The 18,896-nt window shown below is 66.9% G+C and carries 18 protein-coding genes and 10 tRNA genes; 18 read left to right on the top strand and 10 right to left on the bottom strand.

Translation table 11 applies throughout. The features are described from left to right. Window positions 1-2: 2 nt before the first annotated feature. Window positions 3-1,508, bottom strand: coding sequence for a flavin-containing monooxygenase (locus ACJH6I_RS13655; protein ID WP_406784216.1), 1,506 nt, complete (start codon window positions 1,506-1,508; stop codon window positions 3-5). A gap of 132 nt (window positions 1,509-1,640) precedes the next feature. Here ACJH6I_RS13655 and ACJH6I_RS13650 point away from each other — a divergent pair, with 132 nt between their 5' ends. The 13 genes from ACJH6I_RS13650 (at window position 1,641) to ACJH6I_RS13590 (ending at window position 4,901) form a co-directional block, all read left to right on the top strand. Beyond that, window positions 1,641-2,837 (top strand): PucR family transcriptional regulator, encoded by a 1,197-nt coding sequence (locus ACJH6I_RS13650; RefSeq protein ID WP_406784215.1) that lies wholly within the window; start codon window positions 1,641-1,643, stop codon window positions 2,835-2,837. 60 nt (window positions 2,838-2,897) lie between these two features. After that, entirely contained in the window at window positions 2,898-3,161 is a 264-nt protein-coding gene (locus ACJH6I_RS13645) for a hypothetical protein (RefSeq protein WP_406776020.1), read from the top strand. A gap of 182 nt (window positions 3,162-3,343) precedes the next feature. After that, a tRNA-Leu gene (locus ACJH6I_RS13640) sits at window positions 3,344-3,433 on the top strand. Window positions 3,434-3,438: 5 nt separating this feature from the next. Next, a tRNA-Leu gene (locus ACJH6I_RS13635) sits at window positions 3,439-3,512 on the top strand. Between the two features lie 3 nt (window positions 3,513-3,515). Next, a tRNA-Lys gene (locus ACJH6I_RS13630) sits at window positions 3,516-3,587 on the top strand. 55 nt (window positions 3,588-3,642) lie between these two features. After that, the gene (locus ACJH6I_RS13625) at window positions 3,643-4,137 is read left to right on the top strand and encodes an HNH endonuclease (protein WP_406784214.1); all 495 of its coding nucleotides are present in this window, start codon (window positions 3,643-3,645) and stop codon (window positions 4,135-4,137) included. A gap of 58 nt (window positions 4,138-4,195) precedes the next feature. Continuing rightward, window positions 4,196-4,271: transfer RNA gene (locus tag ACJH6I_RS13620), tRNA-Asn, on the top strand. 1 nt (window position 4,272) lies between these two features. Next, window positions 4,273-4,356, top strand: a tRNA-Tyr gene (locus ACJH6I_RS13615). A 4-nt stretch (window positions 4,357-4,360) separates the two neighbouring features. Beyond that, window positions 4,361-4,432, top strand: a tRNA-Gln gene (locus ACJH6I_RS13610). 5 nt (window positions 4,433-4,437) lie between these two features. Then, window positions 4,438-4,521, top strand: a tRNA-Ser gene (locus ACJH6I_RS13605). A gap of 2 nt (window positions 4,522-4,523) precedes the next feature. Next, window positions 4,524-4,600: transfer RNA gene (locus ACJH6I_RS13600), tRNA-His, on the top strand. Window positions 4,601-4,738: 138 nt separating this feature from the next. Then, a tRNA-Ser gene (locus ACJH6I_RS13595) sits at window positions 4,739-4,826 on the top strand. 3 nt (window positions 4,827-4,829) lie between these two features. After that, a tRNA-Arg gene (locus tag ACJH6I_RS13590) sits at window positions 4,830-4,901 on the top strand. 128 nt (window positions 4,902-5,029) lie between these two features. Here the strand turns inward: ACJH6I_RS13590 and ACJH6I_RS13585 are convergent. Then, window positions 5,030-5,392: a GntR family transcriptional regulator gene (locus ACJH6I_RS13585; RefSeq protein ID WP_029104729.1), complete on the bottom strand. Its 363-nt coding sequence runs from the start codon at window positions 5,390-5,392 to the stop codon at window positions 5,030-5,032. Between the two features lie 61 nt (window positions 5,393-5,453). Here ACJH6I_RS13585 and ACJH6I_RS13580 point away from each other — a divergent pair, with 61 nt between their 5' ends. Continuing rightward, window positions 5,454-6,182, top strand: a complete 729-nt coding sequence (locus ACJH6I_RS13580; protein WP_406784213.1) for an NAD-dependent deacylase — start codon at window positions 5,454-5,456, stop codon at window positions 6,180-6,182. On the opposite strand, the gene ACJH6I_RS13575 is transcribed toward ACJH6I_RS13580, so the two are convergent. Genes ACJH6I_RS13575 through ACJH6I_RS13565 form a run of 3 tightly spaced genes read right to left on the bottom strand, consistent with a single transcriptional unit; the run spans window position 6,169 to window position 9,682 of the window. Next, entirely contained in the window at window positions 6,169-6,798 is a 630-nt protein-coding gene (locus tag ACJH6I_RS13575; RefSeq protein WP_406784212.1) for a class I SAM-dependent methyltransferase, read from the bottom strand. The genes ACJH6I_RS13580 and ACJH6I_RS13575 overlap by 14 nt on opposite strands. 2 nt (window positions 6,799-6,800) lie before the next feature. Then, complete coding sequence (locus ACJH6I_RS13570) at window positions 6,801-7,481, bottom strand: TetR/AcrR family transcriptional regulator (protein WP_406784211.1); 681 nt, start codon at window positions 7,479-7,481, stop codon at window positions 6,801-6,803. Continuing rightward, window positions 7,466-9,682: an MMPL family transporter gene (locus ACJH6I_RS13565; RefSeq protein ID WP_406784210.1), complete on the bottom strand. Its 2,217-nt coding sequence runs from the start codon at window positions 9,680-9,682 to the stop codon at window positions 7,466-7,468. The genes ACJH6I_RS13570 and ACJH6I_RS13565 overlap by 16 nt, the downstream gene beginning before the upstream one ends. Window positions 9,683-10,019: 337 nt before the next feature. On the opposite strand from ACJH6I_RS13565, the gene ACJH6I_RS13560 reads away from it, so the two are divergent. After that, entirely contained in the window at window positions 10,020-10,142 is a 123-nt protein-coding gene (locus tag ACJH6I_RS13560; RefSeq protein WP_020099274.1) for a hypothetical protein, read from the top strand. A 173-nt stretch (window positions 10,143-10,315) separates the two neighbouring features. Here the strand turns inward: ACJH6I_RS13560 and ACJH6I_RS13555 are convergent, their stop codons facing one another. The 4 genes from ACJH6I_RS13555 to ACJH6I_RS13540 all read right to left on the bottom strand — a co-directional run bounded on the left by ACJH6I_RS13555 (window position 10,316) and on the right by ACJH6I_RS13540 (window position 14,466). Further along, window positions 10,316-11,461 (bottom strand): acyl-CoA dehydrogenase family protein, encoded by a 1,146-nt coding sequence (locus ACJH6I_RS13555; RefSeq protein ID WP_346415165.1) that lies wholly within the window; start codon window positions 11,459-11,461, stop codon window positions 10,316-10,318. Between the two features lie 115 nt (window positions 11,462-11,576). Further along, window positions 11,577-12,578, bottom strand: a complete 1,002-nt coding sequence (locus tag ACJH6I_RS13550) for an NAD(P)H-dependent flavin oxidoreductase (RefSeq protein ID WP_406776026.1) — start codon at window positions 12,576-12,578, stop codon at window positions 11,577-11,579. Then, complete coding sequence (locus ACJH6I_RS13545) at window positions 12,578-13,330, bottom strand: 3-hydroxyacyl-CoA dehydrogenase (RefSeq protein WP_346415167.1); 753 nt, start codon at window positions 13,328-13,330, stop codon at window positions 12,578-12,580. The genes ACJH6I_RS13550 and ACJH6I_RS13545 overlap by 1 nt, the downstream gene beginning before the upstream one ends. 41 nt (window positions 13,331-13,371) lie before the next feature. Continuing rightward, window positions 13,372-14,466 carry a CaiB/BaiF CoA transferase family protein gene (locus ACJH6I_RS13540; protein WP_406784209.1) on the bottom strand — a complete coding sequence of 365 codons (1,095 nt, stop codon included), beginning with the start codon at window positions 14,464-14,466 and terminating at the stop codon, window positions 13,372-13,374. Window positions 14,467-14,587: 121 nt separating this feature from the next. Here ACJH6I_RS13540 and ACJH6I_RS13535 point away from each other — a divergent pair, with 121 nt between their 5' ends. After that, a complete protein-coding gene (locus ACJH6I_RS13535) occupies window positions 14,588-15,379 on the top strand; it encodes an enoyl-CoA hydratase (RefSeq protein WP_406784208.1) in 792 nt (263 codons plus the stop codon). A gap of 216 nt (window positions 15,380-15,595) precedes the next feature. Beyond that, complete coding sequence (gene tet(V) / locus ACJH6I_RS13530) at window positions 15,596-16,879, top strand: tetracycline efflux MFS transporter Tet(V) (protein ID WP_406776029.1); 1,284 nt, start codon at window positions 15,596-15,598, stop codon at window positions 16,877-16,879. 57 nt (window positions 16,880-16,936) lie between these two features. On the opposite strand, the gene ACJH6I_RS13525 is transcribed toward tet(V), so the two are convergent. Next, window positions 16,937-17,452 carry a gamma carbonic anhydrase family protein gene (locus ACJH6I_RS13525; RefSeq protein WP_155902415.1) on the bottom strand — a complete coding sequence of 172 codons (516 nt, stop codon included), beginning with the start codon at window positions 17,450-17,452 and terminating at the stop codon, window positions 16,937-16,939. 111 nt (window positions 17,453-17,563) lie between these two features. Here ACJH6I_RS13525 and ACJH6I_RS13520 point away from each other — a divergent pair, with 111 nt between their 5' ends. Then, entirely contained in the window at window positions 17,564-18,784 is a 1,221-nt protein-coding gene (locus ACJH6I_RS13520; protein ID WP_406776038.1) for an MFS transporter, read from the top strand. Window positions 18,785-18,896 lie beyond the last annotated feature (112 nt).

Here is an 18,896-nt window from a genome sequence, read left to right as displayed (position 1 = left end):
GATCAGGAAACCGGCGCGAACGCTTGAACTTCTGCGCGACGGGCGGCGGCGAACCGCAGGTTCGGATCCGTGACCGCGCCGTGCCGCAGCACCTCGCGGTCGAAGTTGTAGTTCATCGACATCACCCAGGGGCCAGCGGCGCCCTGCCGCGGCAGCGTGTCCGCGACCCGCTGCACGTATCCCGCCGCGAAGTCCAGCAGCGGCTTGGTTTCCATGCCCGCATCGTCGAACTCCGGCCGGACGCTGTCGAATCCGCGTTCGTCCATGTGGCTCAGCAGTCGGCAGAAGTGCTCGCACAGCAAGCCGACCTTGAGCGTCCACGACGAGTTGGTGTAGCCGAAAGCGAAGGCGAAGTTCGGCACACCCGACAGCATGATGCCCTTGTAGGCGACGGTTTCCGAGAGGTCCACCGCCTGACCGTCGACGGTCAGCGTCATCCCGCCGAACAGCTGGACGTTCAAACCGGTTGCGGTGACGATGATGTCGGCATCCAGGTGCTGCCCGGATTCCAGTTCGATGCCGGTCTCGGTGAAGGTCGCGATCCGGTCGGTGACCACCGCGGCCTTGCTGCTGCCGATCGCCTTGAACAGGTCGGCGTCGGGCACCGTGCACAGGCGCTGGTCCCACGGCTTGTAGTCGGGGCTGAAATGGGTGTCGACGGGATAGCCCGCGGGCAGCTCGCGGGCGTTGGTCCAGCGAATCAACCGCCGGGCGGCGGCCGGGTACTTCTGGCAGAAGGTGTAGACGGCGCGCTGCCGGATGACGTTCTTGCGCCGGGCCAGCGCGTAGCCGCGGTCGGCGCCGAGTACGCGACCGGCCACGTTGGCGAACGCGTCTTTGGACGGCACCGGAAGGATGTACGTCGGCGACCGCTGCAGCATGGTGACGTGCGCGGCCTTGGCCGCCATCGACGGCACCAGCGTCACCGCGGTCGCCCCGCTGCCGATGATGACGACCTTCTTGCCGGTGTAGTCGAGGTCCTCGGGCCAGTGCTGCGGGTGCACGACCTGGCCGCCGAAGCGGTCGCGGCCCGGGAACTGCGGGGTGAAGCCCTGGTCGTAGCGGTAGTAGCCGCCGGCACAGAAGAGCCAGTTGGCGGAGATTTGCACCAGTTCGTCGGTGTCGGTCCGCTCGACGTCGACCAGCCACCGGGCGGTGCCGCTGTCCCACGCAGCCCCGAGCACCTTGTGGTGGAACCGGATGTTGCGGTCGATGTTGTTCTCGCGCACCGTCTCTCGTAGGTAGGCGAGGATCTTGTCGGCGGAGGCGATGGCGTCCTCGTCGCGCCACGGCTTGAACTCGTATCCGAAGGTGTGCAGGTCGGAGTCGGATCGAATGCCGGGGTACCGGAACAAATCCCAGGTGCCGCCGGTCGCGCCGCGGGATTCCAGGATCGCGTACGACCGTCCGGGATGCTCCTGTTGCAGGTAGTAGGCGGCACCGATGCCGGAGATGCCGGCGCCGACGATCAGGACGTCGACCTGGGTTGTGTTGGCGGTGTGCTCCATTGCGAACTCCCTGTTGGCGGTGATGGGGTTGGCCATAATGGTGGCGCGCGACGAGCCCCCGGCTGAAGGTCAAAACGTCTCAACTTTGGCTGCTTGCGGTGCAAAATGCACCACACGCGATACGCTCACCCCATGGACGGCGCCCAGCCATCACCGCAGGTACGCGACCTGATCCGGCAGTGCGCGCAGGTCGTCGTCAACGCCCCCGCGGAATGGCTCGAGGAACTCGACCGCGCCGTGCTGGGCGCCAACCCGGCCATCGCCTCCGACCCCGAACTGGCCGCCGCCGTCAGCCGGAGCAACCGTTCGAACCTGTTGTTCTGGGGTGCGGCCAACGTGCGCGATCCCGGCGCACCGGTACCAGCCAACGCCGGCACCGAACCCATGAGCGTCGCCCGGGAAATGGTCCGGCGCGGCGTCGACTCGTACACCTTGGACGCTTACCGGGTCGGTGAGGGCGTGGCGTGGCGGCGCTTGATGGACATCGCCTTCGAGCTGACCTCCGACCTCGCGGACCTGCATGCGCTGCTCGACGTCTGCTCACAGTCGATCAGCGATTTCATCGAGGCCACCCTGGCAGCCATCGCCGCCCAGATCGAACTCGAGCGCGACGAACTCACGCGCGGCAGCCACGCCGAGCGGCGCGCCACCGTGGCACTGCTCCTGGAGGGCGCCCCGATCCCCCGTCCGCGCGCCGAAAGCCGCCTCGGATACGGCCTCGGCGGCACCCATACCGCGGCCGTCATCTGGACCGACAACCCGGATGGTGACCTGTCTCAATTGGACCGTGCCGCTGAAACTTTCGGGCGTGCCGCCGGTAGCCGCCCGCTCACGGTGCTGGCCAGTAGCGCCACCCGGTGGGTGTGGGCACCCGGCGCGGTCGACGTCGACGCGGTGGCCTCAGCCGCCGGAGCCGAAGTGCGCGTCGCGATCGGTTCCACCGGCACCGGGGTCGACGGGTTCCGGCGCAGCCACTTCGACGCCATCACCACCCAGCAGATGATGGCGCGCCTGCACTCACCGCAGCAGATCGCCGAATACACCGATATCGAACTCGTGGCGCTGCTCACCGCGGACGCCGACCGTGCGGCGGTATTCGTCAAACGGGTTCTCGGCGAACTGGAAGCCGCGAGCCCGGAATTGCGGTCCGCGGTGCGCGCGTTCGTCCATGAGCAGTGCAACGTGTCCCGTGCCGCGGCCAAGCTCTTCACGCATCGCAACACCTTGCTGCGCCGGCTGGCCCGTGCCGACGAACTGCTGCCGCGCCCCCTCGCCGACAACAGCGTCGAAGTCGGCGTCGCGCTCGACGTGTTGCACTGGCGCGGTTGAGGTTTCACCGCCGGAAATAACCACTCGGTTTTGTCGCCCGGCGCTGTTACCGTTGATTCCGTGGCTTTTCTGCATGACGACCAGCTCGCCGAGGTGTCTTCGACGCCGACGGCGGCTTTGTCGTACGCAGACACCGCCGGCTCCATAGCCCGGCACGAATCGAGTGAGCAGAGCAGCGTTTTCTGGCAGCCCATGCGCTTCCCGTCGTCCCGCCGTACTTCCGCCGCGCATGCCGGCGTGCGCGGCGGCCGGAAGCTCGGGCCAGAAGACAACTCTCACAAATTCCACAGCATTGCAGTTTTCCCTGGCAGGAACGTCGCCTGACGTTCCTGTAGTTCCTTGCACCCAATTGCGTTGCACAGCAACATATTTCGTGTACATATTCGCTCGACAACTCCCGCGTCGATGCGCATCATTGATCACACGCCGGATCGATCCGGACATGCAGTGCGGTACGAATCAGACTGCGCGGTAGGACCTTTGAGAACTTCATAGTGTTGGCATCTGCGCTCGTGGCGAAAACTACGGCAGACGCGCCCGGCTCAAACCCGGGTGCCGGTAGCCCCGGCGTGCAGGTTCAAATCCTGCCGAGCGCACTCATGCCCCGCTGGCCCAACTGGAAGAGGCACTGGATTTAGGTTCCAGGTGTTGGGGGTTCGACTCCCTCGCGGGGCACAGGCGCCGTTAGCTGAGCTGGGATAGCACCAGACTCTTAATCTGGAGACGGGGGATCGAAACCCTCACGGCGCACAGCACATTCATCACTGCCGGTGAGGTGTAACTGATCAGAAGGGAGGCACGCGGTATGACGCATTTTCGACAACACCAGGCCAGTCACCGGGCCGTGGCGGTGTACAACGCCGACTACCGCGTGCTGACCCACGTGAGCTGGCAGGAGGCGGTCCGGTTGCTGCTGCGGGGTTCGGTCTACGTGATCGAACGCCACAGTCCGGCCGTGCACATACACAGCCCGTCGACTGTCATCGAGCTGCCCGCATCCGTCGCGCTGCATCAGTACGTCCACGTGCCGTACCGGCCGCACAACCGGGTCACCCGTGACGGGGTCCTGGCTCGCGACGGCTACACCTGCGGCTATTGCGGTGGCCATGGCGACACGGTGGATCACATCGAGCCGGTGTCGCGAGGTGGCCAGGACACCTGGCTGAACCTCATCACCGCCTGCGCGCCGTGCAACGGCCGCAAGAGTGACCGCACGCCGGAGGAAGCCGGGATGCGATTGCTCTGGGAGCCCTACGAACCCCGCGATCGGGATCGCTACCGGGTCCCCGAATTGGTTTGAAACCCGTCGGGCGGGGCGGGAGGTCCGTCGCCTCTCGCCCCGCCACGACGAAACACGTTGCCCCGTAGCTCAACTGGCAGAGCAGCTCCCTGTTACGGAGTAGGTTGCAGGTCCGACTCCTGCCGGGGTAGCCAAGCGTGCGCGGCGACGCGGGAGTGTCGCACCTGGCTGTAAACCAGAGGCCTTCAGGCACAGGGGGTTCGAATCCCTCCGCACGCACCGATGACCCGTGGTGTAACCGGTAGCACTGCTGATTTTGGTTCAGCTGGTTCAGGTTCGAATCCTGGCGGGTCAACTTCAGGAAGACAGCGCGCCGTGGTGGCGCATCCCGTTTCGAAAACGGGCGCGGGGTGAAGCCCTGGGGTTCGACTCCTCTGTCTTCCGCTGTGTGCGATGCCGAAGCGGTCGAGGCCCCAGGTTGTGAGCTTGGGCGAAGCGGGTTCGAGTCCCGTCGCACACCCCAACTTCGACAACGCCGCGGATTGCAGTCACCCACTGACTGCAATCCGCGGCGCTAACCCAAGGTCCGGTAGCTCATCTGGTGAGAGCGTCGCCCTGATACGGCGGAGGCAGGTGGTTCAAGCCCATCCCGGACAACCACGGAGGCGTGGCAGAACGGTAATGCAGCGGCTTGCTAAGCCGTGGCCGCTGTCCAGCGGTTGTGGGTTCGACTCCCGCCGCCTCCGCCAAATGCCCCTGTAGCTCAACGGAAGAGCACCTGCTTTCGACGCAGATGGCTGGGAGTTCGAATCTCTCCAGGGGCGCGGATGCGCAGGTAGCGCGCACCCACGGGAAGCCCCGCAGCGGCTAGGAACTGGCGCGCGAATGTGCACACAGCTCGCCGGATCCGCGAAACGGGCGCTCTGCTCGCACACTCGCGAAGCACCCCGCCCTACTCGAACGCCGCGTCCAGGTACCGCAGCGCGTCGGCTTTCAGCACGCCCAATGCCCGGGCGGTGTCGGCGAAGGCATTGGCCGCGTCCACCATCGCTGCGGCAGCCGGGTCGGCAGCAGCCACGAAAGTCCCAGACCTCCCCCGGGTTTCGAGAACGCCGGCGGTCTCGAGCTCACGGTAGGCCCGGGCGACGGTATTGGCCGCCATTCCCAGCGTGCCGGCCAGGTCACGGACGGTGGGCAGCCGGGTCCCGGCAGGCAGCCGGCCATCGCGAATGGCGTCGATGATCTGCAGCCGCAGCTGGTCGAACAACGGCCCCGCGTGCGGGTCGAGGCGGACCCACTCACCGAAATCGGTCACCAGCCGAGTATGACCGATGACGAGGTGGCCCAGATCACCCAAGACCCGATAACGTGGTCCAATGCGGGTGACGGTGTTCAGCGGTGCGGGGATGTCCGCCGACAGTGGCGTGCCGACCTTCCGGGACGCCGAGACCGGACTGTGGGCCAACACCGACCCCTACGAGATCTCGAGTTCGGACGCCTGGCGCCGCCACCCCGAGCGGGTGTTCGCCTGGTATCTGTGGCGCCACCACATGATGGGCAGCGTGACCCCGAACGACGGGCACCGGGCCGTGGCCGCGTGGCAGGACTACACCGAGGTCGACATCGTCACCCAGAACATCGACAACCTGCACGAGCGCGCCGGCAGCACACGGGTGCACCACCTGCACGGCAGCCTGTTCCAGTTCCATTGCGACAGTTGCAAAGCCAACTTCGAAGGCACACTGCCGCCGATGCCTGAGCCCGAAATCGCCGTAGAACCGCCGGAGTGCTACTGCGGCGGCCTGGTGCGGCCCAATGTCGTGTGGTTCGGCGAGAACCTGCCCTCCGACGCCTGGAACAACTCGGTCGCAGCGGTCAGCGGGGCCGACCTGGTGATCACCGTCGGCACGTCGTCGGTGGTATACCCGGCGGCGTCCCTACCGGAAGCCGCTGTGCAGCAGGGCATCCCGGTGATCGAGGTGAATCCGAAGCCGACACCGTTCTCCGATCTGGCCACGGTGTCCCTGCGCGAGACGGCGGCCAACGCGCTGCCGACCCTGTTGCAGCGCCTGCCGGAACTGCTGTCGACGATCAAGCAGGCCTGACGGCCCGCCCCAACGCCACCTCCGCCAGCGGCACCCAGCCCGGCAGCATCAGCACGCGACGGGCATCCGAAACCTCGAAACCTGCGCCGACGATGCTCTGCTCGGTCTCCCGATGCGCGTGACAGTTGCCCGAAATCTTCGGCCAGAACGTCGAATCCAGGAATCGCTGCACCCGGCCACGCACCCCGCCGCTGGCGACGTGCTCGAAGTAGCGCAGCTCGCCACCCGGCTTGAGCCGTGAATACACCTGCCGCAGCACACTTTCCGGTTCGTCGACCGAACACAGCACCAGGGAGCACACCACGGCGTCGAAAAGATCGTCACCGTCGAAGTTCTCGACAGTCTCGGTGCGGACCGTCACCGGCACCGGCGCGGTCAGCGCCGCCTTCCGGGCCAGCGGCGCCAGCCGGACCTCCGGCTCGACGGCCACCACCTCGGTCACGGTGTCCGGGTAGAACGCGAAGTTGGTGCCGGTTCCGGCGCCGATTTCCAGCACCCGGCCGCCGAGCCCCGCCAGATTCTCCTGCCGCAGCCTGGTCATGAACTTGCGCTCGCGTGACGACATCGCGATCCACATACGGGCGAAGAACGGATTGTCCACCGAGGTATCGGTCATCGTCAGGAACCTTTCAGTCGCTCGACCAGCTGTTGCGGCGTCGTATCCGGTCCGCCCAGTCCTCTCACCATGCCACCGAGACACGCGGCGCTGAGCACCCGGTCGGCGAACTCCTCGGGATCGCCGAACGGCAGATACGGCCGCGAGATGAACAACGCCGCAAGCCCGTGCGCCACCGTCCACAACCCGAGCGCCGTCGCCGTGACGTCGCCGACGGGATAGCCGCCCTCGTCCATCAGGGCCTGCACCGAATCCCGCATATGCATGAATGCCGCGGTGTTCAGGGCCTGGTCCACGTCGCTGCCGGGATGTCCCTCGGACATCATGGCGATCCGGTAGAGCTCGGGGTTCTGGCGGGCGAAGCGGACGTATGCCAGCCCTTGTGCCCGCAACCGGTCGATCGTCGTCGGCTGTTCGGCGGCCACGTGCTGCATCACGTCGTCCAGTTGCTCGAAGTACCGGCCGCACACCGCGTCCAACAAGGTGTCCTTGTCAGCGAAATGCAGGTAGATCGATGGCGGGGTGACGCCCACCCGCTGCGCGACGGACCGGATGGACACCGCCTTCTCCTGGTTCGATTCCAGGAGAATTTCGGTTGCCGCGTCCAGGATTTCGTCGCGCAGCTGGTCGCCGGACCCGCGCGGCGCACGACGCCGTTTGGCCGCCGTCATCGCGCGCCGCATGCCGACGGCTCGGGCGCCGTTTCACTGATGCCGATGCGTTTGTGCAGCCGGGCCAGCGGCGCCGGCGCCCACCAGTTCCACCGCCCCATCAGGTGCATGAACGCCGGCACCAGCACCGTCCGTACCAGGGTGGCATCCACGAGGACGGCGATGGTCAGGCCGAGCCCGAACATCCGCATGAACGACACTTCCGCGGCGATCAGCGCGCCGAACGAAATCGACATCACGAGCGCCGCCGCGGTGATGACCCGTCCGGTGTGGGCCAGGCCGAGCGCGACGCTCTCGTCGTTGTCCTGTTCGACGAGCCAGAACTCCCGGATGCGGGCGACCAGGAACACCTCGTAGTCCATCGACAGCCCGAACGCGATGCAGAACAGCAGCACCGGCATGTTGGATGCCAGCGTCCCCGTCGCCGTGGTACCGAGCGCGCCGAGGTGACCGTCCTGGAAGATCCAGACCAGCGCACCGAATGCCGCGGTGAGTGAAAGGACATTGAGGACAACGGCTTTCACCGGAAGGACCACGCTGCCGGTGAGCAGGAAAAGCAGCCCGAGTGTGATGACAGCGATGACGGCCAGCACCCACGGCAGCCGGTCGGTGACGGCCTGCACGCTGTCGTGACTGATCTGGGCGACGCCCGCCAACTGCACCAGCCGCCCGTCCGGTCCGCGAACGGCGTGCACCGCATCGAGCTGCGCCTGAGACGCGTCCGAGAACAGCGGCGCGCTGCTGCCGATCGTCAGGAAGGCGCTGCCGTCGACGATCGCCGCGCCGGGACCGGCCGGGCCCACTTTCCGGCCGCCGACGAAAGTGCCAGTGGGCGAGGAGACTTCGGTGACCGCGGCGACGCGCGAGACATCGGCGGCGTACGTATCGAAAGCGGCCGGGCTCAGCCCGGCGGCGTCGGGAATGACGGCGGTGATGTCGGTGGCGGAGTTGTTGGCGAAGTCGTTGCGCAGCTGGTCCCCCAACTGGTGTGCCGACGCCGTGGTCGGTAGTACCCGCTCGTCGGGGAATCCCCACTTCGCGCCGAGGAAGGGCGCGCCCAGGACCAACAGCAGTGCGACGACGGCGAGGCTCGCCGAGACCGAGCGGCGCATCACGGCTTTGGCGGCGCGGTACCAGAACAATTCCTGCACGGGTTTGGGCGTGGTGTCGCGCCGGAACAGGTGCGGCAGGCTGAGGGAATCGAGCCGGTCGCCGAGGAGCCAGATGGCGGCCGGCGTGACGATCACCGCGGCCGCGGCGGCGAATGCGACCGTCGCGATGCCGGCGTACGCGATGGAGGTGAGGAAGTACATCGGGAACATCAGCATCGCGGCCATCGACAGGCCGACCGTCGTCGCCGAGAACAACACGGTGCGGCCCGCGGTGACCATGGTGCGGATCAGCGCCTGGTCCCGCGGCTGGCCCTCGGCCACCTCGTCGCGGTAGCGACTGATGATCAGCAATGTGTAGTCGATGGCGAGGGCGAGCCCGAGCGCGGTGGCGACGTTCAGCGCGAAGACGGACACGTCGGTGAAGAACGTGATGGTCCGCAGCACCGCCAGGGTGCCGGTCATCGCCAATCCGCCCACCAGGATCGGCAACGCCGCGGCGACCAGTCCCCCGAACACCCACACCAGCACCAGGAAGCTGAGCGGTATCGCGATGGACTCCATCAGCAGCAGATCATGTTCTGTCTGGGTGTTGATCTGGGAGTAGATGATCGCCCCGCCACCGGCCTTGACGGTGACGCCGGGCCGGTCGTGGACGACCTGGTCGGCGAGTTCCTGGGCGTACTTCTGCGCGTTGTTCTCGCCGCCGTTCATGCCGGCCACGATCAGCCCGGACTTGCCGTCCTTGCTGATCAATTCCCCGGCCGCGGCCGGCGGCACCGTCCAGGCCGAAGACACGTAGGCGACGTGCGGCGAAGCCTTCAGATGGTCGACGATCTCGCGGGCGGCCGCGGAAGCCGCCGGGCCGTGGACCCCGTCAGGCGCCGTGACGGTAACCAGCATCGGCATGTCGCCCTGGTGGAACTTGGTGGCCAGCAGCCGGCTGGCTTGTGCCGACTCGGACTTCGGATCTTGGAAGCCGCCCGCGGGCAGGGTCTTGACGACCGGGACACCGAAGATCGCCGCGGCGATCAGGACCAGCCCCGCGACGGCCAGAATTCTCTTCGGCGCGGCGATGGCCAGCAGCGCGATGCGGTTCAGCATGCAGTCCCCTTCTGCTAACACCGCTAAGTTATCGTCGATAACTCAGACCTGTCAATGCTCACTCACCCCTGGTCACGAGATTTATTGACGTCTGGTTCACACCGCCCACCAGGCGTTACCGCGGTGACCGTCATCATGTTTGCTACTGGCCAGTGAACTAAGCCGCGACCAGGACCGCTGTCCGCACATCAAGATCACCTGCGACCTTGCGGAATGTGAGCTACCCACGGGTCACTTGGGGGTCGGAGTAGGCCAACCTACCCAGCGGTAAGAATTGCCAACGTTTTCCGAATCGTGACTCAATGATTTCTTAATAGCGACCCATAGCCTCATAGACATGTGGATCGACGACACCAACGCAGATGTCATCAAAGTAGATTTCGATGCCCTGTACCACGGGGACGTCCTGATCGAGGGTGACACGTCCGAGCAGTTCCCCGACCTCGCCGAGGCTGTCTGATTCCGCGGGTTCACCCGCGAGTCTGACGCCGCGCCGAGGCGCGACGCCCGTGCACTGAAATCGCGTGCACGCAGGGACTCGCTGGGGTGATCACCAGCGTCAAAGCCACCGACCAATACGGTCGGTGGCTTTTTGTGTGTCCGGGCTCGGGTCCCGGCTCACCCGACAGCCATCTACAGCCCCAGGTCGCGACCGATGACCTCGCGCATGATCTCGTTCGAGCCCGCCCAGATCTTGGTGACGCGGGCGTCCTTCCAAGCCCGCGCGACCCGGTACTCGTTCATGAAGCCGTAGCCGCCGTGGATCTGGACGCAGTTGTCCAGGATTTCGTTCTGCACCACCGAACTCCAGTACTTGGCTTTCGCCGCGTCGACGGCGGTCAACTGGCCGCTCAGGTGCGCCATCACACAGTTGTCGACATAGGCCTGCGCCACATCGAGTTTGGTGACCATGTCAGCGAGCAGGAACTTGTTCCACTGCAGGGAGCCGATGGCCTGGCCGAACGCCTTGCGCTCCTTGGCGTATTCGACGGTGTCTTCCAGAATCCGCCGGACGTGGGCGAGGTTGGCCACCGCGACGCTGATCCGCTCCTGGGGCAGCAACGTCATCATGTGGATGAAGCCCCGGTCGACCTCACCGATGATCGCCGACTCGTCGACCCGGACGTCTTCGAAGAACAGCTCCGCGGTGTCCGCTTCGGGCTGGCCCACCTTGTCCAGCTTGCGCCCGCGCGTGAACCCCGGCATGCCCGTTTCGACGGCGAACAGCGTGATGCCCTTGGAGCCCTTTTCGGGTGCGGTTCTCGAGGCGACGATCACCATGTCGGCCTGGGTCCCGTTGGTGATGAACGTCTTCGAGCCGTTGATGATGTAACTGGACCCGTCCTTGACCGCGGTGGTCTTCAACGCGGCCAGGTCCGATCCACCGGAGGGCTCGGTCATCCCGATAGCGGTGATCATCTCGCCGGTGCAGAACTTCGGCAGCCACCGCCGCTTCTGTTCCTCGGTGGTCAGCGTGACCAGATATGGTGCGGCGCAGTCGTAATGGATGGTGAACGCCGACGCCGCGGCGGCACTGGACCGCGAAAGCTCTTCGCACAGAACGGTGTTGAAGCGGTAATCGCCCGCGGCGCTACCGCCGTACTCTTCGGGCACCTCCAGCCCCAGATACCCGTTGCGGCCGGCCTCCAGCCACACCTCACGGTCGATGTAGCGCTGCTCGATGAACTTGTCTTCATTTGGCTCGATGTGTCGAGAGACGAATTCGCGCACCGAGGCACGGAAGTCGTCGTGATCTACCTCGAACAAGCTGCGCTGCATATCAAAGTCCTTAACGCGGGTCGCCTTTGGCCAAAAGCTACCCCGCCGGCCGCCACCGAACGCAGTGAGGGCCGTGACCCGGTGGGAGTCACGGCCCTCGGCGCATGAATTGCGGCTAGACGCCGGCGAGTTCGGCTTCGCCCGCGCCGACCATCCGGGCCAGCCGGCCGGTGATGATCTCCTCGGCTTCCCCGACGATGCGGTGAATCAGCTCGTCGCACGTCGGGATGTCGTGGATCAGGCCCATGACGGTGCCCGCGGTCCAGATGCCGGCGTCGAGGTCGCCGTTCTCGAACACCTTGCGGCCCCGCACACCGGCCACCAGATCCTTGACGTCCTCGAACTGGCCGCCGCCCTTGAGGATTTCCACCACCTCACGCGAGACGGCGTTGGACGCCACGCGCGCGGTGTTGCGCAGGCTGCGGAAGATCAGCTCGGTGCCGCGCTCGTCGGTCGCCACGATGGCTTCCTTGACGTTCTGGTGGATGCACGACTCGACGGTGCACATGAAGCGCGTGCCCATGTTGATGCCGTCCGCGCCGAGCGCCAGTGCGGCCACCAGGCCGCGGGCGTCACCGAAGCCGCCCGAGGCGATCATTGGGATCTCGATCTCCTTGGCCGCGGCCGGGATGAGCACCAGGCCTGGCACGTCGTCCTCACCGGGGTGACCGGCGCACTCGAAACCGTCGATGCTGATGCCGTCGACGCCGAGGCTCTGGGCCTTGACGGCGTGGCGCACCGAGGTGCACTTGTGCAGCACCTTGATGCCGGCGTCATGGAACATCGGCAGGTGCGGTCCCGGGTTGGAACCGGCCGTCTCCACGATCTTGATGCCGGCGTCGACGATCACCTTGCGGTACTCGTCGTACGGCGGCGGGTTGATCGACGGCAGGATCGTCAGGTTCACGCCGAACGGCTTGTCCGTCAGGTCGCGGGTCTTGGCGATCTCGTTGGCCAGATCCGCCGGCGTCGGCTGTGTCAGCGCGGTGATGAAACCCAGGCCGCCCGCATTGGCAACGGCGGCAACCAGTTCCGCGCGACCGACCCACTGCATGCCGCCCTGGGCGATCGGGTGCTCGACACCGAAGGCCTCGGTGAACTTCGTCCGGATTCCCATCAGCGCGGCGCCATCCGGATCGCGCCATCCAGACGGATGACCTCACCATTGAGCATCGGGTTCTCGATGATGTGCTGTGCCAGGGCGCCGTACTCATCGGGGTCACCGAGGCGCGCGGGGTGCGGCACCTGCTGGCCGAGGGACTTCTGCGCCTCTTCCGGCAGCGAGCCCAGCAGCGGGGTCTTGAACAGACCCGGGGCGATGGTGCAGACGCGGATCAGCTCACGCGACAGGTCGCGCGCGATCGGCAGGGTCATGCCGACGACGCCACCCTTGGACGCCGAGTACGCGGCCTGACCGATCTGGCCGTCGAACGCGGCGACCGAGGCGGTGTTGATGATGACGCCGCGCTCCTCGCCGACGGGCTCGGTCTTGGCGATGCGCTCGGCGGCGAGGCGGATCACGTTGAAGGTGCCGATCAGGTTGACCTCGACCACCTTGCGAAAACCGTCGAGCGGGAACGCACCGTTCTTGCTCAGCGTCTTGATGGCGTTGCCGATGCCCGCACAGTTGACATTGATGCGGACCGGGCCCATCTCCTCGGCCGCGTCCAGCGCCGCCGCGACGCCGGCCTCGTCGGTGACATCGGTGGCGACGAACTTGGCGCGCGGCCCCAGCTCGGCGACGACGTCCTCACCCTTGAGGTCGATGACGACGACGCTGCCGCCGGCATCGAGCAGGCGCTTGGTGGTCGCCAGGCCCAGGCCCGACGCACCACCGGTCACGACGGCTACGGAATCTTTGATCTGCATTGATGCAATTCCCTTCTTGTTACGGAAATCTGTGGGGCGCCTCAGGCCCAGTCGCGCAGGACCGACTCGGTGTCGGCACCGGGCACGCGAGGTGGCGTCGGGATGCTGGGCACGCTGCGTGAGAACCGCGGCGCGGGCATCGGCTCGAGGTTGTCGCCGTCCTCGGGCGAGAACCGGAAGAACGTGTCGCGCTCGGTGATGTGCGGCTCGGTCTCGACCTCGGCGAAGCTCAGGACGGGGCTGACGCAGGCGTCCGAGCCGGTGAACACCTTGGCCCAGTGGTCGCGGGTCTGCGCCTTGAAGGCGTTGGTGAAGATCTCGCGCAGCTCGGGCCAGCGGGCGACGTCGTTCTGGCCGGGCAGGGTGGCCGGGTCGAGTTCCAGCTTGGCCAGCAGCTCGGCGTAGAACTGCGGCTCGATGGACCCGACGGCCATGTACTTGCCGTCGGCGGTCTCATATGTGTCGTAGTACGGGGCGCCGGTGTCGAGCATGTTGGTGCCGCGCTCGTCGCTCCACATGCCCTGCCGGCGGAAGCCCCACATCATCTGCATGAGCACGCTGGAGCCGTCGACCATCGCGGCGTCGACCACCTGGCCCTTGCCCGAGGTCTGCCGCTCGAACAGCGCGGACAGAATGCCGACCAGCAGGAACATCGACCCGCCACCGAAATCTCCGGCCAGGTTCAGCGGCGGCACCGGGCGCTCGCCCTTGCGGCCGACGGCGTGCAGCAGGCCGTTGAGCGAGATGTAGTTGATGTCGTGGCCGGCCTGCAGGGCGCGCGGGCCCGTCTGGCCCCAGCCGGTCATGCGGCCGTAGATCAGGCGCTCGTTGACCGCGGCACAGTCTTCGGGGCCCAGGCCCAGCCGCTCGGTGACACCGGGGCGGAAGCCTTCGATGAGAACGTCGGCCTTCTTGATCAGGCTCAGGACCAGCTCGCGGCCTTCGTCGCTCTTCAGGTCGGCGGTGACGGACCGGCGGTTGCGCAGCATCGAGTCGCCGCTGGGCTTGCCGGACTTGCTCGGGCGTTCCACGCGCACCACGTCGGCGCCCAGGTCACCGAGGATCATCGCCGCGTGCGGCCCGGGGCCGATGCCGGCCAACTCGACAACGCGCAGTCCCTGCAGTGGTCCAGCCATCTAAATGCACCTCTTGGTCGATCGGTTAGAGCCCAGTTCTATTGACCGCGACATAGCTTACTTGTATAACGAAGTCTGTCTAGTGCGGGCATCTGGCCCGCCCATGAAACTGGGGTACTGAATGACTTACACCGGATCCGACGATCTGACCGTCTCACTGGATGACGGCGTGTTGTCCGTGACGCTCAACCGGCCGGACACGTTGAACTCGCTGTCACTGGGAATGCTCGAACTTCTCGGCGACGCGGTGCTCCAGGCCGCGACCGATCCCGACGTCAAGGTGGTCCGGCTGGGCGGTGCGGGCCGGGGCTTCTGCTCGGGCGCGGGCCTGAGTGCCGAGGACCAGGACGCCAAGAAATTCGATGCCGCCGCCGTCTTGAACGCCGCCAACCGTGCGGTCGCGGCGCTGGTGAACCTGCCCAAGCCCGCGGTCGCGGTGGTGCACGGCGTCGCCGCCGGCGTCGGGGTGTCGCTGGCCCTCGGGTGCGACATCGTCCTGGCGTCGGAGAAGTCGTCGTTCCTGTTGGCGTTCACCAAGATCGGCCTGATGCCCGACGGCGGCGCCTCGGCTCTGGTCGCCGCGTCGATCGGCCGGGCCCGGGCGATGCGGATGGCGCTGTTGGCCGAGAAGCTGCCCGCGTCCGAGGCGCTTGCCGCTGGGCTGGTGAGTTCCGTCCACGCCGCCGAAGAACTCGACGCCGAGGTCGACCGCGTGCTGGTGGCGCTCAAGTCCGGCCCGGCCGTGGCCCTGCGCAAGACCAAGCAGGCCGTCAACGACGCCACCCTGACCGAGCTCAACAACACCTTCGCCCGCGAAACCGCCGGGCAGATCCAGCTTTTGCACGCCGCCGACTTCCGCGAGGGCGTGGCGTCCTTCCAGCAGCGCCGGCAGCCGGTTTACACCGACGTGTAGCGAACGGGTCCACACCACGAGCGTGCGCACAGATCACCAGATCCGCGGTTGACGCGCTCTGGTTGCACAGTCGCGGAGTCATGCGTTTCGGCGGGTTCGCGAGTGTGCAACCAGGGCGTCGATTTCGCGGATCCGGTGATCTGGTTGCACATTCGCGGCAATGGCTCATACCGACGTACGGCCTAAATCGCTTGACGGGCGCGGGACGATGGACTGGTGAGTTCCCAGTTCGACGTCGAAACGCCAGAACCGCGGACCACTGACCGCTGGCGGGTGTTCGCGCCCTTACGTTTCCGCGAATACCGCCTGCTCATCGCGGCCGTCTCGCTGTCCATCTTCGCCGAGGGCATGTGGACGGTCGTGGCCGCGCTGCAGGTCATCGCGTTGGACAACGATCCGGCCGCGCTGTCTCTGGTGGCGACCTGCCTGGGTACCGGCCTGGTGTGCTTCGTGTTGGTCGGTGGCATCGCGGCCGACCGGCTGAACCGACGAAACATCATCATCACCGTCGAGACCGTCAACCTCGCCGCGGTGACGGCCGTCGCTGTCCTCAGTTCAACTGGGGCGCTGCGCATTTGGCACATGGCGGTGGCGGCGACCTGCCTCGGCATCGCCGCGGCCTTCTTCTTCCCGGCCTACAGCGCGCTGCTCCCCCGCATCCTGCCTGCCGAACAACTGTTGGCGGCCAACGGCATTGAGGGCGTGGTGCGCCCGGTGCTGCAGCAGGCGATCGGCCCGGCCGCCGCCGGCGTCCTGGTCGGGCTGACGTTCCCGAGTATCGGTGCGACCACGGTCGCGGTGTTGTTCGCCGTGGGCCTGGTGCTGCTGGTGGCCACCCGGCCGAGCACCGTCCGGGCCGACGCGGAACCGGTCGAGCACAAGCACGTCCTGCACGATCTGCGTGACGGTTTCCGGTTCATGACCCGCACCCCGTGGCTGCTGTGGACCCTGCTGGTCGCCAGCGTCTACGTGCTGGTGGTGCTGGGACCCATCGAGGTGCTGGTGCCGTTCATCGCCGAACGACGCTTCGAAGACGGCCCGCGCGCCTACGGGTTCATCATGGCCGGGTTCGGTATCGGCAGCGCCGTTGGCGCACTTGCGGTTTCCGCCGCGCGGATGCCGCGGCACTACCTGACCGCGATGATGGTGATCTGGGGCCTCGGCGCGCTGCCACTCGTCGTCGTCGGCAGCACGTGGTCGTTCCCGGTCATGCTCGCCGCGACGTTCCTCGTCGGCATCGGCGAGGGCGCCAGCATGGTGATCTGGGGAACGCTGCTGCAGATGCGGGTACCGACCGAGATGCTGGGCCGGGTCTCGAGCCTGGACTTCTTCGTCTCGCTCGTGTTCCTGCCGGTGTCCTACGCGATCGTCGGCCCGCTGTCGAAAATCGCTCCGATGCAATGGATTTTCGTGGTATCCGGCGTGGTGCCGTTGGTGCTGACGGCCATCGCCTGGGGCGTGGCCAGGATGCGCGCCGACGAACTGGCCCACCCCCTGTGATTTGTGCACGATTTTCCGCGCCGGGCGCGGAAAATCGTGCACAAATCCCTGGTCGAACTAGCCGCGGTGCAGCGTGAGCAGGTGCTCGTAAACCTGGCCGTTGATGCGGTTGTGGTTGATCTCGTCTTCGGTCAGCTCGCGGCGGATCTTGCCCGGCACACCGGCGATCATGGTCCCCGGCGGCACCACGAAACCTTGCGGCACAACGGTTCCGGCCGCGACCAGGGAGCCGGCGCCGATCACCGCGCCGTTGAGGACGATGGCCCCCATGCCCACCAGGGCGCCGTCCTCCACCGTGCAGCCGTGCAGGACCGCGTTGTGCCCGACGCTGACGCCGGCGCCGACCTTCACCGGGAAGCCCGGGTCGACGTGCACCGTGCAGCCGTCCTGGATGTTGGAGCCCTCACCGATCTCGATGGGCTCGAACTCGGCGCGCAGCGTGGTGCCGTACCAGATGCTGGCCCGCGCGGCGAGCGTCACCTGGCCGAGCACCGATGCGGTCGGCGCGACCCACGACTCGTCGTGCAGCTGCGGGGCGTGGCCCTGGATGGGAAGAATCAACGGTCCTGACATGCGGCAGAGTTTAGGTCGCGCGCCACCGCGGCCCGGAGCGTGGCGCAATCTGTGCGATTCGTGTCGGTTCTGCCACTGGCCTGGCCGTGGCGCACCGGCCAGAGTGGGGCGGTGACGCTCACCTCGACGACTGCGCCGACTCGCGCCGCATGGGCGGTGGCCGCCGTCAGTTTCCTGGCGATCCTGGCCGCCGCCGGCTTCCGGGCGGTCCCCGGCGTGCTGATGACCCCGCTGCACCATGAGTTCGGTTGGTCGCACGCCACGGTCGGCCTCGCGATGTCGGTCAACATGACGCTGTTCGGGGTCACCGCTCCGTTCGCGGCTGCGCTGATGGACCGATTCGGCGTCCGGCCGGTGCTGTCGGTGGCTCTGGGGCTGATCACCGCAGGTTCGGCGCTGTCGGTGCGGGTGACGTCCGGTTGGCAGCTGGTGGCGTGCTGGGGCGTATTGGTCGGTATCGGTACCGGCTGCATCTCGATGGGCTTCGTGGCGACCCTCGCCACCCGCTGGTTCGACGAACGCCGCGGCCTGGTGACCGGCGTGCTGACCGCAGCCAGCGCCACCGGGCAACTCATCTTCCTGCCCCTGGTCGCCGAGGTCGCGACCCGTCACGGCTGGCGCTGGGCCTGCCTCATCGTCGCCGCGGCCGCGTTCGCGGTCGTCGCACCCGTCCTCATCGTCATGCGCCACCATCCTCCTGCGCCGACGGCGGCGCCGACCAACGGCTTCCGGTCCGCGCTCGACGGGCTCGTCGTCGGCGCGCGGGTGCCCGTGTTCTGGCTCCTCGCGGGCAGCTTCGCGATCTGCGGTATGACCACCAACGGATTGATCGGCACCCACTTCATCCCTGCCGCAGGCGACCACGGCATGCCGACGACGGTCGCCGCGGGGCTGCTGGCCACGATCGGCGTTCTCGACGTGGCGGGCACGGTCTGTTCGGGCTGGCTCACCGACCGGGTCGATCCGCGGCTCCTGCTCACTGTGTATTACGTCGGACGCGGGATTTCGCTGATGCTGCTGCCTTCGCTGCTTTCCGCGCACGCCGACCCGGGCACCTGGGTGTTCATCGTCTTCTACGGCCTGGACTGGGTTGCCACGGTGCCGCCCACGATCGCGCTGTGCCGCGACTACTTCGGTGATCGGTCCCCGGTGGTGTTCGGCTGGGTGTTTGCCGCGCATCAGGTCGGCGCCGCGATCGCCGCGGCCGCCGCCGGCTGGCTCCGCGATCTGCAAGGTAACTATGACCTGGCCTTTCAACTCGCGGCAGGCTTGTGCGCGGTCGCCGCGCTGCTGTGCTTCAGCGTCCGAAAAGTGCAGGTCAGCCCCGCCTGACGAAACCGGACCGCCGGTAGCTGATTTTGCTGTTTCCCAGCGCCAGCCATTACCATTCGACGGGCGCCACGCCCCGGATGGGGTCTCCCCGGTCGGGCGGGGTGCGCGTCAT

The sequence above is a fragment of the Mycobacterium sp. SMC-13 genome, from assembly GCF_045311035.1.
GTDB lineage: Bacteria > Actinomycetota > Actinomycetes > Mycobacteriales > Mycobacteriaceae > Mycobacterium.
Note: the sequence above shows the minus strand (reverse complement) of the source record. Positions and strands in the feature narration are given on the sequence as shown.